The sequence below is a fragment of the Streptomyces rapamycinicus NRRL 5491 genome (assembly GCF_024298965.1).
GTDB lineage: Bacteria > Actinomycetota > Actinomycetes > Streptomycetales > Streptomycetaceae > Streptomyces > Streptomyces rapamycinicus.
Window position 1 is genome coordinate 3,719,440 of the sequence record NZ_CP085193.1, and the last position, 16,484, is coordinate 3,735,923.

General features: G+C 72.0%; 11 protein-coding genes. 3 read left to right on the plus strand and 8 right to left on the minus strand.

The window, feature by feature from the left end:
* Window positions 1-24: 24 nt before the first annotated feature.
* Window positions 25-2,148 carry a DNA gyrase/topoisomerase IV subunit B gene (locus LIV37_RS14995; protein ID WP_020867975.1) on the minus strand — a complete coding sequence of 708 codons (2,124 nt, stop codon included), beginning with the start codon at window positions 2,146-2,148 and terminating at the stop codon, window positions 25-27.
* A gap of 441 nt (window positions 2,149-2,589) precedes the next feature.
* On the opposite strand from LIV37_RS14995, the gene LIV37_RS15000 reads away from it, so the two are divergent.
* Window positions 2,590-2,820 (plus strand): DUF7455 domain-containing protein, encoded by a 231-nt coding sequence (locus tag LIV37_RS15000; RefSeq protein ID WP_121825454.1) that lies wholly within the window; start codon window positions 2,590-2,592, stop codon window positions 2,818-2,820.
* Window positions 2,821-3,057: 237 nt separating this feature from the next.
* Here the strand turns inward: LIV37_RS15000 and LIV37_RS15005 are convergent, their stop codons facing one another.
* From LIV37_RS15005 to LIV37_RS15030, 6 genes are all read right to left on the minus strand, one after another.
* Window positions 3,058-3,888, minus strand: coding sequence for a S1 family peptidase (locus LIV37_RS15005; protein ID WP_020867977.1), 831 nt, complete (start codon window positions 3,886-3,888; stop codon window positions 3,058-3,060).
* 221 nt (window positions 3,889-4,109) lie between these two features.
* The gene (locus LIV37_RS15010) at window positions 4,110-5,675 is read right to left on the minus strand and encodes an RNA polymerase sigma factor (RefSeq protein ID WP_274596682.1); all 1,566 of its coding nucleotides are present in this window, start codon (window positions 5,673-5,675) and stop codon (window positions 4,110-4,112) included.
* A gap of 468 nt (window positions 5,676-6,143) precedes the next feature.
* Window positions 6,144-7,097, minus strand: a complete 954-nt coding sequence (locus LIV37_RS15015) for a FadR/GntR family transcriptional regulator (RefSeq protein ID WP_121825453.1) — start codon at window positions 7,095-7,097, stop codon at window positions 6,144-6,146.
* 316 nt (window positions 7,098-7,413) lie between these two features.
* Window positions 7,414-9,681 carry an ATP-binding cassette domain-containing protein gene (locus LIV37_RS15020; RefSeq protein ID WP_020867980.1) on the minus strand — a complete coding sequence of 756 codons (2,268 nt, stop codon included), beginning with the start codon at window positions 9,679-9,681 and terminating at the stop codon, window positions 7,414-7,416.
* Window positions 9,682-9,811: 130 nt separating this feature from the next.
* Window positions 9,812-10,573, minus strand: coding sequence for an NUDIX hydrolase (locus LIV37_RS15025; protein ID WP_020867981.1), 762 nt, complete (start codon window positions 10,571-10,573; stop codon window positions 9,812-9,814).
* A gap of 501 nt (window positions 10,574-11,074) precedes the next feature.
* Entirely contained in the window at window positions 11,075-12,595 is a 1,521-nt protein-coding gene (locus LIV37_RS15030) for a DUF4192 domain-containing protein (protein ID WP_020867982.1), read from the minus strand.
* Window positions 12,596-12,705: 110 nt separating this feature from the next.
* Between LIV37_RS15030 and LIV37_RS15035 the strand changes: the two genes are divergently transcribed.
* Window positions 12,706-14,871, plus strand: coding sequence for a RecQ family ATP-dependent DNA helicase (locus tag LIV37_RS15035; protein ID WP_020867983.1), 2,166 nt, complete (start codon window positions 12,706-12,708; stop codon window positions 14,869-14,871).
* A 229-nt stretch (window positions 14,872-15,100) separates the two neighbouring features.
* Window positions 15,101-15,724: a hypothetical protein gene (locus tag LIV37_RS15040; protein ID WP_121825452.1), complete on the plus strand. Its 624-nt coding sequence runs from the start codon at window positions 15,101-15,103 to the stop codon at window positions 15,722-15,724.
* Window positions 15,725-15,823: 99 nt separating this feature from the next.
* On the opposite strand, the gene LIV37_RS15045 is transcribed toward LIV37_RS15040, so the two are convergent.
* Window positions 15,824-16,483: a hypothetical protein gene (locus LIV37_RS15045; protein WP_121825451.1), complete on the minus strand. Its 660-nt coding sequence runs from the start codon at window positions 16,481-16,483 to the stop codon at window positions 15,824-15,826.
* Window position 16,484: the final 1 nt, after the last annotated feature.

A 16,484-nucleotide genomic window follows, 5' to 3' on the forward strand; every position in this document is an offset into this window, starting at 1 on the left:
CCGGCCCTGCCGAGGGGCCGGGCGTCAGACGTCGATGCGCGACCGGTCCAGGGTCGCCGCCGAGTTGGTGATGAACTCCTTACGGGGCGCGACCTCATTGCCCATGAGCAGGTCGAAGGCGCGCTCGGCGGCCTCCAGATCGCTGATGTTGATGCGCCGCAGGGTGCGGTGGCGCGGGTCCATCGTGGTCTCCGCGAGCTGGTCGGCGTCCATCTCACCGAGACCCTTGTAGCGCTGGATGCCGTCCTTGTAGCGGACCTCCCGGCGCTGGAGGTCCAGCAGGGTCTCCTGGAGCTCCTGGTCGGAATAGGTGTAGAGGTACTTGCTCTGCCCCCGCTTGGGGTTCACCAGCTCCACCCGGTGCAGCGGCGGCACCGCCGAGAAGACCCGCCCCTGCTCGACCATCGGCCGCATATAGCGCTGGAAGAGGGTCAGCAGCAGACAGCGGATGTGGGCGCCGTCGACATCGGCGTCGGCGAGGAAGATCACCTTGCCGTAGCGCGCCTGGTCGATGTCGAAGGTCCGGCCCGACCCGGCCCCTATCACCTGGATGATCGCGCCGCACTCGGCGTTCTTGAGCATGTCGGAGACCGACGACTTCTGCACGTTGAGGATCTTGCCCCGGATCGGCAGCAGCGCCTGGAACTCGGAGTTCCGGGCCAGCTTGGCCGTACCCAGCGCCGAGTCCCCCTCGACGATGAACAGCTCGCTGCGGCCGACGTCGTCGCTGCGGCAGTCGGCCAGCTTCGCGGGCAGCGAGGAGGACTCCAGCGCGGTCTTACGGCGCTGCGCCTCCTTGTGCTGGCGGGCCGCGATACGCGTACGGGCCGCGGCCACGACCTTCTCCAGGACGGCGCGGGCCTGCTGCTTGGCATCCCGCTTCGAGGAGGTCAGGAACGCCTTGAGCTCCTTGGCGACCACATTGGCCACGATGCGGGAGGCCGCCGAGGTGCCAAGCACCTCCTTGGTCTGGCCCTCGAACTGCGGTTCCGCCAGCCTTACGGTCACCACCGCCGTCAGGCCCTCCATGGCGTCGTCCTTGACGACGTCGTCCTCGGCGACCCGCAGCAGCTTGGTGGCGCGCAGCGCCTCGTTCACCGTCCTGGCGATCGAGCGCTCGAAGCCCGAGACATGGGTGCCGCCCTTGGGGGTGGCGATGATGTTGACGAAGGACTTGACCGTCGCGTCGTAGCCGGTGCCCCAGCGCAGCGCGATGTCGACGCCCAGGTCGCGGGTGACCTCGGTCGGGGTCATGTGGCCGCGCTCGTCGAGGACCGGCACGGTCTCCTTGAAGGTGCCCTGCCCGGACAGCCGCAGCACATCGCAGACGGCCTTGTCCTGCGCGAGGTACTCACAGAACTCACTGATCCCCCCGTCGTAGCGGAAGGTCTCCTCGACCGGCCCCTCCTGCCCGTCCAGGCCCCGCTCGTCCCGCACCACCAGGGTGAGCCCCGGCACCAGGAACGCGGTCTGCCGGGCGCGGGCGTACAGCGTCTCCACGGAGAGCTTGGCGTCCTTGAGGAAGATCTGGCGGTCCGCCCAGTAGCGGATGCGGGTGCCGGTGCGGGTCTTGGGCACCCTCTTGCCCTTGAGGACACCGCTGGACGGGTCGAACGGGGCGTCCGGCCCGGATTCGGTGAAGATCCCGGGGACACCGCGGCGGAAGCTGATCGCGTGGGTCTTGCCGTGGAGGTCCACCTCCACGTCGAGACGGGCGGACAGCGCGTTCACCACGGAGGCGCCGACGCCGTGCAGACCGCCGGAGGCCGCGTACGCGCCGCCGCCGAACTTTCCGCCGGCGTGCAGCTTGGTCATCACGACCTCGACGCCGGACAGCCCCGTCTTGGGCTCGACGTCCACCGGGATCCCCCGGCCGTTGTCCCGCACCTCCACGGATCCGTCGTCGTGGAGGATCACCTCGATGTGATCGCAGAAGCCGCCCAGGGCCTCGTCCACCGAGTTGTCGATGATCTCCCAGAGGCAGTGCATGAGGCCACGGCTGTCGGTGGAGCCGATGTACATGCCGGGGCGCTTGCGCACCGCCTCGAGCCCCTCGAGGACGAGAAGGTGCCGCGCGGTGTAGTTACCGCCGCCCCGGTCTGCTCCGGTCAGCAGCGCAGTGGACGGCACGGACGTGTCGGCGGTCACGCGGTTCGCTCCTCGCTGAATTTCTGGTTGGCCCAACTGTGGGCACGATGGTGGCATGGTCGCCCGTCAGAGCGTACCGAGGCTTGATAGAGCCTTTGTGCCGCCACCCGTTGAAACGTCCATGCTAGTCGCACCGGCCACCGTTTCGCTCGTACGTTCGATACTTCACGGCGGTGCCGCACACATCACGTTCCCTTTCAGGCATGAACCATTTAGGCTCCGGGCACGTCCTCATTCACAACCGGCAACCCGGCCGGGAGGGCAAACCAGACAATCGACGCGAAGCATCAAAGCTAGGCAATACGGCTCATTCGCCGCCAAACGTCACCATCCGGCCTACTCAGAAGCAACTTTTGGGAAAAAGCCACGAGCGGGAACGATTTCAGGCTGGTTGGATGTTGACCCTGGTACGACAGCTCGTCGAGCTAGAGAAGAGGCGACGTGACTACTGTTCTGACCCCCGCGAGCCCGTTGACGGCCGCTGACCGCTGCGATCGCTGCGGCGCCCAGGCGTACCTGCGCGTCGTGTTGATCAGCGGTGGTGAACTGCTCTTCTGTGCCCACCACGGGCGCAAGTTCGAGCCGGAACTCAAGAAGATCGCCGCGGAAATACAGGACGAGACCGAGCGACTCACGGCCGCTCCGGCGTCCGCGTCCGAAGACGAACGCTGACGCCTCATACCCACGACGACGAGCGACGCCGGCCCAGGGCCGGATTCCGGGCGGTCTGCCCCCTGAGCGGGGCGGCCGCCCACGCTCGTAACGTGGGTCCTTCCGCGCTTCCGGCATGCCCCAAGGGCAGTCCTCCGACATGACCCAGGGGCAGTCCTCCCGCATGACCCCAGGGCCCTGCGGGGCTCGCTCCGGGGCCCCTTCCAGGCCCCTCCACAGGCGCCCGCGGGCTCCGCGTCAGCCATGGGCGGCCACCAGATCGGCCACCGAGGAGATCCTCGTGTAGACGCCGGGCCGCCCCGCCACGGCGCATCCACTCCCCCAGGACACCAGGCCCACCAGCCGCCCCCGGACCACCAAAGGCCCGCCGCTGTCCCCCTGACAGGCGTCCCGGCCCCCGTCCGGCAGCCCCGCGCAGACCATGGAGCGCGGGTCGTAGTCCCCCTCGGCATTGCCCGGGTAGGCGCTCTCACAGACGCTGTCGGCCAGCACCCGGACCGTCGCGGTGCGCAGCGACGAGGCATAGGTGCCATCGCCCTCCGTATCGCCCCAGCCGTACACCGCGGCCCGTTCACCCGGCCGGTACGCCTGGTCACCGGTGCCCGCCATGCGGATCGTGTAGGCCGCGGGCACCGCGACCCCCAGGGTGAGCACCGCGATGTCCCCGGCCCGGTTGTCGCCCTCGTACGCCGGATTGACCCACACCCGCGCGGGCGGGTACTCCACCCCGTCCTTCTTCCGCAGGTCGTTGCGGCCGATGATCACCTTCAGGTCCCGCACCTCCCGCCAGTCCTTGCCGAGCACCCCACGGCTCAGACAGTGGGCCGCCGTGACGACCGCTGTGGGGCCCACCACCGCCCCGCCGCAGAACTGGCCCGACCTCTTCTCCCCGAAGAGCGCACGGCTGGCCAGGGCCACCGTCCAGGGCGCCTCGACCGTACGGGCCGGATGCCCGCCGATCACCACCCGGTCGGCCGTCGCCGGGGCGGGTGCGGTGAGCACTATCGCGAGCGCGGCGGCCAGCGGCACCGCCAGGGCGATGAGGAGCGAGCGGGGCGACCTGGGCATGCGGCCTCCTGACCATACGGAGCAAGACGCATACTCAGCGTTACCCCCTCTGTCGCGAAGCGCATCCCGAGTGGGCCAAGCGGGGAACATGGCGCCGGAGGCTTGGCACCGCACCTGGCGGCGGCAGCGCGAATGCCGGGCCCCCTCGGAGGGAGCCCGGCCTTCGCGCTGTACCGCTGTACCGCTTCCGCCATGAGGCGGCCATGAAGCGGCGGTCCGGATCAGTCCAGGTAGTCGCGGAGAACCTGGGAGCGGGACGGGTGGCGCAGCTTCGACATCGTCTTGGACTCGATCTGGCGGATGCGCTCACGCGTCACGCCGTAGACCTTGCCGATCTCGTCGAGAGTCTTCGGCTGACCGTCGGTGAGGCCGAAGCGCATCGAGACCACGCCCGCCTCGCGCTCGCTGAGCGTGTCGAGCACGGAGTGCAGCTGCTCCTGCAGCAGGGTGAAGCTGACCGCGTCGGCCGGGACGACCGCCTCGGAGTCCTCGATGAGGTCACCGAACTCGCTGTCGCCGTCCTCGCCCAGCGGGGTGTGCAGCGAGATCGGCTCACGGCCGTACTTCTGGACCTCGATGACCTTCTCGGGGGTCATGTCGAGCTCCTTGGCCAGCTCCTCCGGGGTGGGCTCACGGCCCAGGTCCTGGAGCATCTGGCGCTGGACGCGCGCCAGCTTGTTGATGACCTCGACCATGTGCACCGGGATACGGATGGTGCGGGCCTGGTCGGCCATGGCGCGAGTGATCGCCTGCCGGATCCACCAGGTGGCGTACGTGGAGAACTTGTAGCCCTTGGTGTAGTCGAACTTCTCGACCGCGCGGATCAGACCGAGGTTGCCCTCCTGGATGAGGTCCAGGAAGAGCATGCCGCGGCCCGTGTAGCGCTTGGCCAGCGAGACCACCAGACGGAGGTTGGCCTCCAGGAGGTGGTTCTTGGCGCGGCGGCCGTCCTCGGCGATGATCTCCAGCTCGCGCTTGAGCTTGGGGGCCAGCTTGTCGGAGTTGGCGAGCTTGTCCTCGGCGAACAGACCGGCCTCGATGCGCTTGGCGAGCTCGACCTCCTGCTCGGCGTTGAGCAGCGGGACCTTGCCGATCTGCTTGAGGTAGTCCTTGACCGGGTCGGCGGTGGCACCGGCCGCGGCGACCTGCTGCGCCGGGGCGTCGTCCTCGTCATCGTCGGAGAGCACGAAGCCCGCGTTCTCCGGCTCGGCCTCAGCGCCCTCGGGGCCGGGCTTGCCCGGTGTCTCCTCGATGACCTCCTCGCCCTCGAGGAGCTCGTCGGTGACGTCCTTCTTGGCCGTGGTCTTCTTCGCGACCGTCTTCTTCGCGGCGGCGGTGGTCTTCTTGGCGACCGTCTTCTTGGCCGCGGCCTTCTTCGCGGCGGCCTTCTTCGCGGGTGCGGCCATGGCCTCACCGGCCGGGGCAGCGCCCGGGTCCGCGGTGGGGGCGACCGGGGCGGCGGGGGCCTTCTTGGCAGTGACCGTCTTGGCCGCGACAGTCTTGGTGGCGGTGCGCTTCGCCGGGCTCTTCGCTGCGACGCTCTTACGGGTGCGCTTGGGCGCTTCTGCGGCACTGACCATCAGCGTCACACCCTCCTCGTCGAGGATCTGGTTGAGGCTGCGCAGTACGTTCTTCCACTGGGTTGGCGGAATCTGGTCAGCCTCGAAGGCCCGGCGCACATCGTCGCCGGCGATCTGCCCCTCAGCCTTTCCCCGCTCGATGAGCGCCATGACAGACTCCGACTCGGCGATCTCCGGCGGGAGCGTACGGGATGTGCTGGCCGACACGAACAACCTCTCGGAACGTTGGAAACGGCTTCCGGCTCAGTCCGCTGGGGACCGGAGCCGACGACCGCCGGCAGGGATGAACCGACGGCGCGGGCGGAGTGCGGAGGAGTACAGCGTTTTGAGCGACATCCGTATTCCCTCCGCGGCTGCCACCTCTTTAATCATCGCGCTGCCCCAAAGAGCGTTACGCCCAATACTCGTGGCCCGAGTCACACCCCATAACGGTCTTAATGCCCTTCCAACGGGACAAAAAACTCCCAGTCGCGCACCGATGGGAGTCACACGGCGCCGATCGATCAGATCGCGCCGCGCCGCCGAACCCGCGACGCGGGATCCGGCGACGCCCTCTCGTACGCCGTACGGCATTCATCGGGCCGGAACTCGCCGCCTACTGACACCGCCTTGCCGTACGTCGTACGCCGCACGCTCCGGACGCCCGGCGATCCGGGCGACCGGCCGCGCCGCGGCTCAGTGCTCGCGCGGCGCGGGCACCCCGACCTCGGCATGATCGAGATCCGGGTGGACGGTCAGCAGCTGGCGCATCGCCGCCTCGGCCGCCGCGGGGTCGCCCTCACCGACCGCCTCGACGATCCTGCGGTGATGGGCGACCCCCGCCTCGGTGAGGCGGTCGCAGCCGGAGACCGGGGCCCCGGAGACATGGAGCGCGGCGGCGACGATGCCCGCCAGGTGCTCCAGCATCCGATTGCCGCCGACCTGGAGCAGCAGCGCGTGGAACTCGGCGTCGGCGCGGGAGAAGGTGAGGGCGTCACCCTGTGCCAGCGCATGGCCCATGATCTCGACCATGTCGCCGAGCCGCTGCTGCACCTCCTCGCGGCCGTGCCCGGCGGCGAGACGGGCGGCCAGCGGCTCGATGGTCCAGCGCAGCTCGCACAGCTCACGGCGCTGGCCGTCGCGCTGCGGCCCGAAGGCGCGCCACTCGATGATGTCCGGATCGAGCAGGTTCCAGTCGCTGACCGGGCGGACCCGGGTGCCCACATTGGGGCGGGCGCTGACCAGGCCCTTGGCCTCGAGGACGCGCAGCGATTCCCGTACGACGGTGCGGGAGACCTCGAAGCGCTGCCCGATCTCCTCGGGGACGAGCGGACGGTCCGCGCCCAGGTCACCGGAGACGATCATCTGGCCCAGCTGCTGAACGAGTTGGCCGTGCAGCCCGCGGCCCCGGTTGCCGGCCGCGCGCCGGCCCACCCGGCCGATCTCCGCCTCGGTTCCGTCCCAGGAGGAGGGGGCGCTGCCGCGGTGGGCGCCGGGGCCTTCGGCGTAGGAGTAGCGGTCAAGCTCGCCCGAACCGGCCAGGCCGGAGTCGGCGGGGCGAGCCGCGGTCATCGTGGTGTGCGCAAGGGTACTCACGCATCCTTTGTCGGCGACGCCTCGGAAGCCCTTGAGGTCTTTGGTGAAAAGCACACGAAAGGGTGATCGCCCATTACCTCATAATTGACGCTCAATCGGACAGAAAGAAGCACCCTTCGGGGAGTTGCGAGCAGTTCGCGCGACGGCTGTGCGAATCCGCTTCGGGCCTGATCCACTGGCCTGGGGATGAGGCCGGGCGGCCTCCGGACCGAGCGGGCTACGGGGTTGGGGGTGCGTCGGAGCGGGCGGGCGTCGGAGCGGGCGGGCGTCGGAGCGGGCGGGCGTCGGAGCGGGCGGGCAGGTGGTCGACGGGGCGGACGTGGGCGCCCGGCGCGGGGATGGTGCCACTGGCGGCTGCTGCTGGCAGGTGCTACTGGCGGGTGCTCTTGCCGCGCAGACCGGTGAGGGCGTAGGCGCACAACAGGACGGCCACCGACAACATCAGCGCCTGTCCGACCGGTTGGGACGCGAGCCGCAGCGCGACCGCCAGCCCTCGGTCGATCATGGAGGGCGACCGGTCCAGCGTCGCCGCGCGCAGCCGGTGCGGCAGCATGACCAGCGAACGCAGCGACGGGTCCTGCGCCGCGCGCTGGACGACGGGCACCGCGAGGATCGGCACGGCGAGCAGGGTAGCCAGCCCGAGCGCGGTGGAACGGAAGACTCCGGCGGCGAGCAGCCCGGCCCACGACGAGCCGATGGTCAGGCCGAAGACGCCGACCACCAGAGCGGGCCAGTCGCCCGGCAGCGGCACCGCGTTGCCGCCCACGAGCAGCAGGAGCGCCGCGCTGTCGAGCACGATGACGCCGAGCGACAGCAGGACGGCACCGGCCGCGCAGACCGCGAATTTGGCGGCCAGCAGCCCGAGTCGGCGGGGCACGGCGTCCCGGGTCGCGGCCAGTGCCGGAAAGCGGAACTCGTCGCCGAAGGCGAGGGCGCCCAGGAGACCGGCCGCGATGGCGACGGGAGGCAGCGGGAGGTCGGCGGGCCAGCCGGTGAGCCGGTGCAGTTCCCCGGTGCCACCGGCACGGGCGAGCAGCACGGAGGCGAGGAGCGAGGCCACGACGGAGGCGACACCGATCAGCCAGCCGGTCCGCACGCCGGTGGCGCGGCGCACCTCGTAGCGCATCGGCCAGGCGGGGCCGGGGAAGCGGAGCTTGGGGAGCAGCCGCAGCGGGGGTGCCTCGGGGGCGCGTGCGCGGGCGGCCGCGGGAGTCCCCGGGCCCAGATCGGCGGTCTCCTCGACCAGCCGGTGGACCACGATGCCGTGGCGGTAGGCGGTCTCCCCGACCGATGCGGGGGACAGGCCGTAGACGGAGATGTGGGTGTCGTCGTCACGCACCACGGAGAACGGGTCGGCGGGCGCGGCGACCGGCTCCTCCTCGGGCTCGGCCCCCACTCCCATCCCGGCCCCGACGGCGACCCGGGTCCCGGCCCCGGCCCGCGCGTGGACCGCTTCGGCGCCGACCGCTTGGGTGTCGGCAGCGGGGGCGGGGATGGGGGCAGAGGCGGGAGCGGGAGCGGGGGCGGGAGCGGGAGCGGGAGCGGGAGCGGGAGCGGGGGCGGCCTTGTCCGCCGGGTTTGCCGCGTCGGCCTTGTTCGCCTCGTCGCTGGCCGTCTTGCCGCTGGCCGCCTTGTCGCCGCCCGTCCTGCCGCTGACCGCGGCTTCCACGGTGGCCTTCTTCGCCTCGGCCGCGGCGGAGCCCCGGTAGGCGGACTGGGCCATCCTGACCTTGCGCCAGATCGCCCTCTTCCTGGTCTTGGGCCCGGGGCTCTCGGCCTTGACGACGTCGCCCCCGTCGGCCACGTCGGGCTGGGCCGTGTCGGCCGGGGCAACCCCGGACTTGGCCGCGAGCCCGGCCGCCGCCCGGGCCTCCTCCGCCGCCTGGGCCTCGGCCAACTGCCGGGCGGCCTCTACCTCCTCCTCCAGGACGGCGGCGAGGCGGCCGACGAGCGGCGAATGGACGACGACACGGGGGCGCAGCCGGGTGCGGGCGAACTCGTCCACCGGCTGATCGGCCACCAGCCGCCCCGATTCCAGCGTGAGCACCTGATCCGCGAGGCGGATCACGCCCTCGGCGTCCTCGGTGGCGACGAGGACGGCGCCGCCCTGGGCGGCGAATTGGCGCAGCAGCCCGTAGAGCCAGGCGGTCTCCCGGGTGGACAGGCCCCGGGCGGGCTCGTCGAGGACCAGGGTGTGCGGGTCCCCGAGCAGCGCGGTGGCGATCCCGAGGCGACGCTCCGCCCCGGTGGACAGATCACCGAGACGCTCGTCCGCCAGATCGGTCAGGCCGACCACATCGAGCACGACATCGGCGCGTGCGGCAGCCACCCCGGCCGCGGCACCGAGCATCCTCAGATGCCCCCGCACGGTGCGGCCCGGGTGGCCCGGGACGTCCTCGAGGAGAACGCCGACCTCATGAGCCGGGCGCCGGATGCGGTGCAGGGGGCGGCCCCGGAAGAAGGCGGAGCCATGGCCCCGGTCGAGCTGCAGCAGAAGCCGCAGGGCGGTGGTCTTGCCCGCGCCGGGGCCGCCGAGCAGTGCGGTGACCCGGCCCGCCGGGGCCTCGAAGGTGAGGTCGTCGACAACGGGCGGTTGGTTGCGGCGGGGGGTGCTGGTCAGTCCGGTGGCCTGGATCATGGCTTCTCCCGCGGGGCATGGAACCGCTCGATGGCACGTGGGGACTGGTGGCGTACCGGAGAACGTTAACCCGCTATGTCCTATTTCGTCAGGACGTAGCACTCCCGGGGAGTCGTCGTGTCATGGCCCGTCACACCTCGGGGCGAAGCATGGGCGGATTGAGCAGCGTCGCCCCTCCGGCCCGGAACAGCTGGGCGGGACGGCCGCCCTGACGGGTCGTCGTACCACCGGTGGGCACCAGGAAACCCGGAGTGCCGGTGACCTTGCGGTGGAAGTTACGCGGATCCAGGGCCACACCCCATACCGCCTCGTACACCCGGCGCAGCTCGCCGACCGTGAACTCCTGCGGGCAGAAGGCGGTGGCCAGCGAGGAGTACTCGATCTTGGAGCGGGCGCGCTCGACCCCGTCCGCGAGGATGCGGGCATGATCGAAGGCGAGCGGGGCGGCCAGATCGCTGTCCCGCCCGAAGGCCCCCTCCTGGTCGAGCAGCGACTCGACCGGCGCCCAGCGCACGCTGTGCGCGTCGCCCCCAGCCCGGGGAGCGGGCAGATCGGGCGCCAGCGCGAGATGCGCCACGCTGACCACGCGCATCCGGGGGTCCCGCTTCGGATCGCCGTAGGTGGCGAGCTGCTCGAGGTGGGCCGCGTTCGGCGGAACCGGAAGCGTGGGGTCATGGGCGAGCAGCCCGGTCTCCTCGGCCAACTCCCTGGCAGCGGCGACGGCGAGATCCTCATCGGGCCGCACGAAACCGCCGGGCAGCGCCCACCGCCCCTTGAAGGGCGACTCCCCGCGGCGAACGGCCAGCGCACACAGCGAATGCCGCCGCACGGTGAGCACGACCAGATCAACGGTGACGGCGAATGCCGGGAAAGCCGACGGGTCGTAGGGCATGACGCGATCATAGTCGTCTGCCTGACGATAATCAGGCCCTTGAGCATGATCACCGATGTTCGTGAAATCGCTCTCTCAAGCGCTCGCCTGCACGATTCCCGCACCCCCTTCCGAATCCCCCGAGCCGCCCCACGCGGGCGGACCGCCACACCCCAACCCACCGGCCGCCCCGGACCGTCACGCCTCAGCAGACCCCCTCGCCGCCCACTGTCCGCCCCCAGCCGCCGGACCTCAGCACACCCCCTGCCGTCCACCGACCGCCCCCAGGCCACCGTGTCTCAGTCGCCGAGCCTCCAGCCGATCGGGATCCCCGGCCTGGAGGACCCGCCCCGCTAGCCGTTCGCTATCTGCCCCCGGCCACGGGGCCTCGGCCCACCTGCGCCGCCCCCGGGCCGCGTGTCTTGGGCCCGAGCCGTCCAGCGGATCGGGATCCCCGAGGGTAGTCCGCAGGCCGCCCCTGGCCCCCGCCCCAGGGCTCTCCCGGCCTGGCCGCTGGCCGGGTCAGCGGCGGCTGCGCGTGCCCCGGCCTCCGGTGCGGCGGCGGGTGCGCGGCCGCCCTTCCGGGCGGCGCTTGCCACCCGGGGCGCTCGTCCCTGCCGAGCCGCTCCTGCCGCCCGGCCCCGCCGCCCCGCTCGGCCGCTCCCGCGCCGGCTCCCGCTCACCCTGGCCTTCCGCCTCCCCCGATTCCTCCACTTCCTCCAACTCCTCCGCTTCCGCGCGGGCGGCCGATTCGGCGGGCTCAGCCGACTCGACCGGTCCGGCCGTTTCCATGCTCGTTTCGGCCGGAGTTCCGGCCACCCCCCGCGGCTCGGCGGCAGCCAAGTCGCCGAGCCGCTCCAGTTCCGCGTGCACCGCGGCGTGCACGGCACGATCGGCGCGGTCGGCCGGGTCGGAGCGCTCGGAGTCCTCCCGGCGCAGGCATTGACGCAGCAGCTTCGGATGGACCCCCTCATTGCACGCCTGGTGCAACAACCTCGCGAAGAGGTAGTCGGGATCAACACGCAGGGCACGCCCGAGCGCCACCCGTGCCGTGAGCTCATCACCCGCCGACCAGGCGACCCACCCCGCCAGGGCGAGCGGCGCCGCCGCATGCTCCCCGTAGGAGCCGACACAGCGTCGGGCCAGCGCCCGCCACAGCCGCAGCGCCGCGTCGGCGTCCGCTTCCTCCATCCAGCCGGCCACCCGGTCCCGGGTCCGCCGGTCCTGCAGCCCGATGATCATCGCCGCCGCCTCCTGGTCGTCGAGCAGACCGTCATCGCGGAAATCGGCCGCACAGGCGTCGGCGACCGACGGCGCGGCCTGGAACGTGTCCAGCATCCGGCCCACCAGACCGAGGGTTTGCGCACGCACCGCCACGGAGCCACCGGCGTCCAGAATCCTCGGCACAAGATCGGCCCCCGCTGTGTCCAGCGCCCGCTCCTGCCCATCGGCCCGAGGCGCCCCGAGCGGGGCGAGCCTGGCCTCCATCTCGCGCAGCGAGCCGCGCACCTGGACTCCCGCGAACGTCGCCGCCGCGGCCATGACCGACGTGCCGGGCAGGGCGAGCGGAACGCCTTCCGGCGGACAGCAGCGCCGGTCGGGGCAGACATACGACCAGAACCGGCCGCCGGAGATGCACAGCGCCTCGAACACCGGCACCTCCAACCCGCCGCACGCGATGCGCAGCCGCTGAGAGAGGGGCCGCAGCCGCTCCATCGCCTCCTGCGCGGACTCGCCCTCGGCCGGCTCCTGGCACAGGAACAGAACGACTCCGTCCGGCCGCACGCCCCGCCGCTCGCTGCCGCTGATCAGGCATTCGGCGAGCTGATCGCAGACCTCGGGCCACTCCTCCGGGACCCGGGGAATGCCGAGCCTCAGCCTGCCGCCGAACCGGCCGCGGGCGCCGTGCAGCGCGATCATCACGATGCTGTCGTCCGGCTGAAAGCCCAGGACATAGGGCAGGGCATCGGCGAGCTCGGCCGGGCTGCGGAGGGTGACCTGCTCTTCGCCGGGCAGACCGGCCGCTTCGTTGTGTCGAGTCATGGCCCGACGGTCCCTCAGCCCAGCCGACCCCGCCACCCCTGTGGATAACGTTATCCACAGGCTGCCCGGGGCGTTGGCGCGATGTCGGCGGTATCAGGTTGCATGGGGGCATGAGCGACGAAGACCTGCGCCTCTCGGCCGACCGCGTCCTGGCCCGCCTCGTCGGGGACACCACCGGCTCCGCCCGGCTCCGGGAGGATCAATGGCGGGCGATCGAGGCGCTCGTCGCCGAGCGCCGCCGGGCGCTGGTCGTGCAGCGCACCGGCTGGGGCAAGTCGGCGGTGTATTTCGTCGCCACCGCGCTGCTGCGCGAGCGGGGCAGCGGTCCGACCGTAATCGTCTCCCCCCTGCTCGCGCTGATGCGCAACCAGGTCGAGGCCGCCGCGCGCGCCGGTATCCAGGCCCGGACGATCAATTCCGCGAACACCGAGGAGTGGGACACCATCCAGGCGGAGGTGGCCGCCGGCGAGGTGGACGTGCTGCTGGTGAGCCCGGAGCGGCTCAACAACCCCGACTTCCGCGACCAGGTGCTGCCCCAGCTCGCCGCCGCCACCGGCCTGCTGGTCGTCGACGAGGCACACTGCATCTCCGATTGGGGCCATGACTTCCGGCCCGACTACCGCAGGCTGCGCACCATGCTCGCCGATCTTCCCCAGGGTGTGCCCGTGCTCGCCACCACCGCGACCGCGAACGCGCGGGTCACCGCCGATGTGGCCGAGCAGCTGGGCACGGGCGAGGGAACCGGGCGGGCGCTGGTGCTGCGCGGCCCACTGGACCGGGAGAGCCTGCGGCTGGGCGTGCTGCCGCTGCCGGACGCCGCGCATCGGCTCGCCTGGCTCGCCGACCACCTCGACGAGCTGCCGGGTTCCGGGATCATCTACACCCTCACCGTGGCCGCGGCCGCGGAGGTGACCGCGTTCCTGCGGCAGCGCGGCCACGCCGTCGCCTCCTACACCGGCAAGACGGAGAACGCGGATCGCCAGCAGGCCGAGGAGGACCTGCTGGCCAACCGGGTCAAGGCGCTGGTCGCCACCTCAGCGCTGGGCATGGGCTTCGACAAGCCGGACCTCGGTTTCGTGGTGCATCTCGGTTCGCCGTCCTCCCCCATCGCCTACTACCAGCAGGTCGGGCGCGCCGGGCGCGGTGTGGAGCACGCCGAGGTGCTGCTCCTGCCCGGTCGCGAGGACGAGGCGATCTGGCGGTATTTCGCCTCGCTCGCCTTCCCGCCCGAGGAGCAGGTGCGCCGCACGCTCGACGTGCTCGCGTCGTCGGACCGGCCGGTCTCGCTGCCCGCGCTCGAGCCCCAGGTCGAGCTGCGGCGGTCGCGTCTGGAAATCATGCTCAAGGTGCTCGACGTGGACGGCGCGGTGCGGCGGGTGCGCGGCGGCTGGACCGCCACCGGGCAGCCCTGGGCGTATGACGCGGAGCGGTATGCGTGGGTGGCGCGCCAGCGGGAGACCGAGCAGCAGGCCATGCGGGAGTACGCCACGACGGCCGACTGCCGGATGGAGTTCCTGCGGCGGCAGCTGGACGACGAGAAGGCGGCGCCCTGTGGCCGCTGTGACAACTGCGCGGGGGCCCGGTTCACCACCGAGGTGTCCGCCGCCGCGCTGGACGCGGCGCGCGGTGAGCTGGGGCGGCCCGGTGTCGAGGTGGAGCCGCGCCGTATGTGGCCGACCGGGCTGCCCGCGGTGGGCGTCGACCTCAAGGGCCGCATTCCGGCCGGGGAGCAGGCCGCTCCGGGCCGGGCCCTGGGCCGTCTGTCCGACATCGGCTGGGGAAACCGGCTGCGGCCGCTGCTGGCCCCGCAGAACCCGGACGCCCCGGTGCCCGACGATGTGGCCGGTGCGGTGGTGACCGTGCTCGCCGACTGGGCCAAGGGCCCCGGCGGCTGGGCCTCGGACGCGCCGGACGCCCCGGACCGCCCGGTGGGCGTGGTCACGATCGCCTCGCGCACCCGCCCACAGCTGATCCGGTCACTCGGCGAACGGATCGCCACCGTCGGCCGGTTGCCCCTGCTCGGGAGCGTCGCGTACCACGACGGCGAGATCGACACCCGGGTCCCGCGCACCAACAGCGCCCAGCGGCTGCGGGCGCTGCACGGCGCGCTGACCGTGCCGCCCCCGCTGGCGGCGGCCCTTGCCGAGGCGGGTGGGCCGGTGCTGCTGGTGGACGACCTGGCGGACACCGGCTGGACCTTGGCGGTCGCCTCCCGGCTGCTCCGCCGGGCCGGGGCGGCCGGGGTGTTTCCGCTGGTCCTGGCCGTGCAGGGATAGGGACGGCCGCGGTTGCGGCGGGGTGCGAACCGGCCAGGAATATAGAACGCACATCCAGGTAAAACGGTCAGTGGTGCCGACTGTGCATTGCCGCACGCGGGCGCTACCGCGAGAATTGTCAGCAGCTCCCCCGCCCCCGGTCCGGCCGTGGTACCGACGGGGCTGTGTCGTGGCCCGCGCCCGTGCCCGACCCTTCGCACGGACCGTGGGCGCAGACGAAGGGAGGACCGTGACCTTCGGCTTCGTTCCGCCACCGTCCGCCGATTCCACTTCCCGAGCCGGCCGGATGCTCCAGCCCGCCGAGTGGGCGGCAGCGGGAATCCCATTGCTGCGCAATCCGCGCGAGGTGGTCACCGGACTGCACATTCGCCATCTGCCGACGCCCTCGACCGCCGTCGTCGCGGTCCTCGATCCGGAGGAACGGCTCGCGGCGAGCGCCTCGTTCGTCCGCCGCGGCGCTGCCGCCGTCGACGGCTGGGACTTCCGGAACGCGCTGCTGGCGCAGTTGCGCCGGGTGATCCCGCACGATCTGCGGCGCCGCACACCGATCCGCACCGCCGTGCTGCTCTACTGCCGCGAGGGCGAGAGCCGGTGGACGGAGGAGGACGGCGCCTGGATGTGGGGTCTGCGCGACGCCTGCACCCTGCACGGCCTGCGCTGCGGTGCGTACATCACGCTGACCCACGACGGATGGCGGGTCCTCGGTGAGGGGCGGGGCGGCCGTCGGCCGCACTCCGCTTCGCTGCCGACCGAACCGGGCGTGGCCGTCGAGGGCGATGGCGACGCCAAGGCGCTGCCGCGGCCCCACCTCGGAGGGCGGCGCAAGGCGCTGAGCCACCCCGCCGCCGTCTGACCGGTCGCGGGCCGCACGGCCACCGGCCGTCCGGACGCCGGACAGCTCCGCCACGGGGGAAGAGACTGCCGGGCACCGGGCGTTCGGGGACGTGCGGCCTCAGGCGCCCGGACCGATGAGGGTGTTGATGCGCTCCGGATCGCCGCAGACGATCAGCAGCGTCCCGGCACGGCCCATCGCCTCGGGCAGCGCGCGGGCCACGGCGTCGTTCACACCACCGTTGACGGCGACGACCACGACCGGACGGCCCTTGAGGCGGTCGGCATCCGCGCCGGCGTAGAAGACATCGTCTCCGGCGTCGTGCTGCGCCCAGTAGGACGCCTCGCCGAAGGACAACTCATGTGCCGCCCACGGATGCTGTTCCCCGGTGGTCAGTACCAGGATCTCACCAGGGGGCCGACCGGAATCCAGCAGCAGGTCGACCGCCTCGTCAGCCGCGTCCAGGGCGCCGTCCACCGTGGCGGGGATCAGCTGGATCTGGGGCGTGGCCTTCGTGGCGGTGGGTGCGGCCTTGGCAGCCGAAGCCGCCTGGGCGGTCGGCACGGGCTTCGTCGCATCGCTCGTGGTGCGCTGCGACTGAGCCGACGAGGTTCCGGCGGAGCCACGGTTGGGACCGGGGCTTCCGGGGCGCCGCGGTGCGGGCCGGGGGCCGGGACCAGGGACAGGACGAGGGGTCGGCGCGGTACGGCCTGCGGCCGGTGTCGCGCGGGGACCCGGGACACTCTCGTGAATCTGAGGCTCCTCGGGGATGAGAGGCATG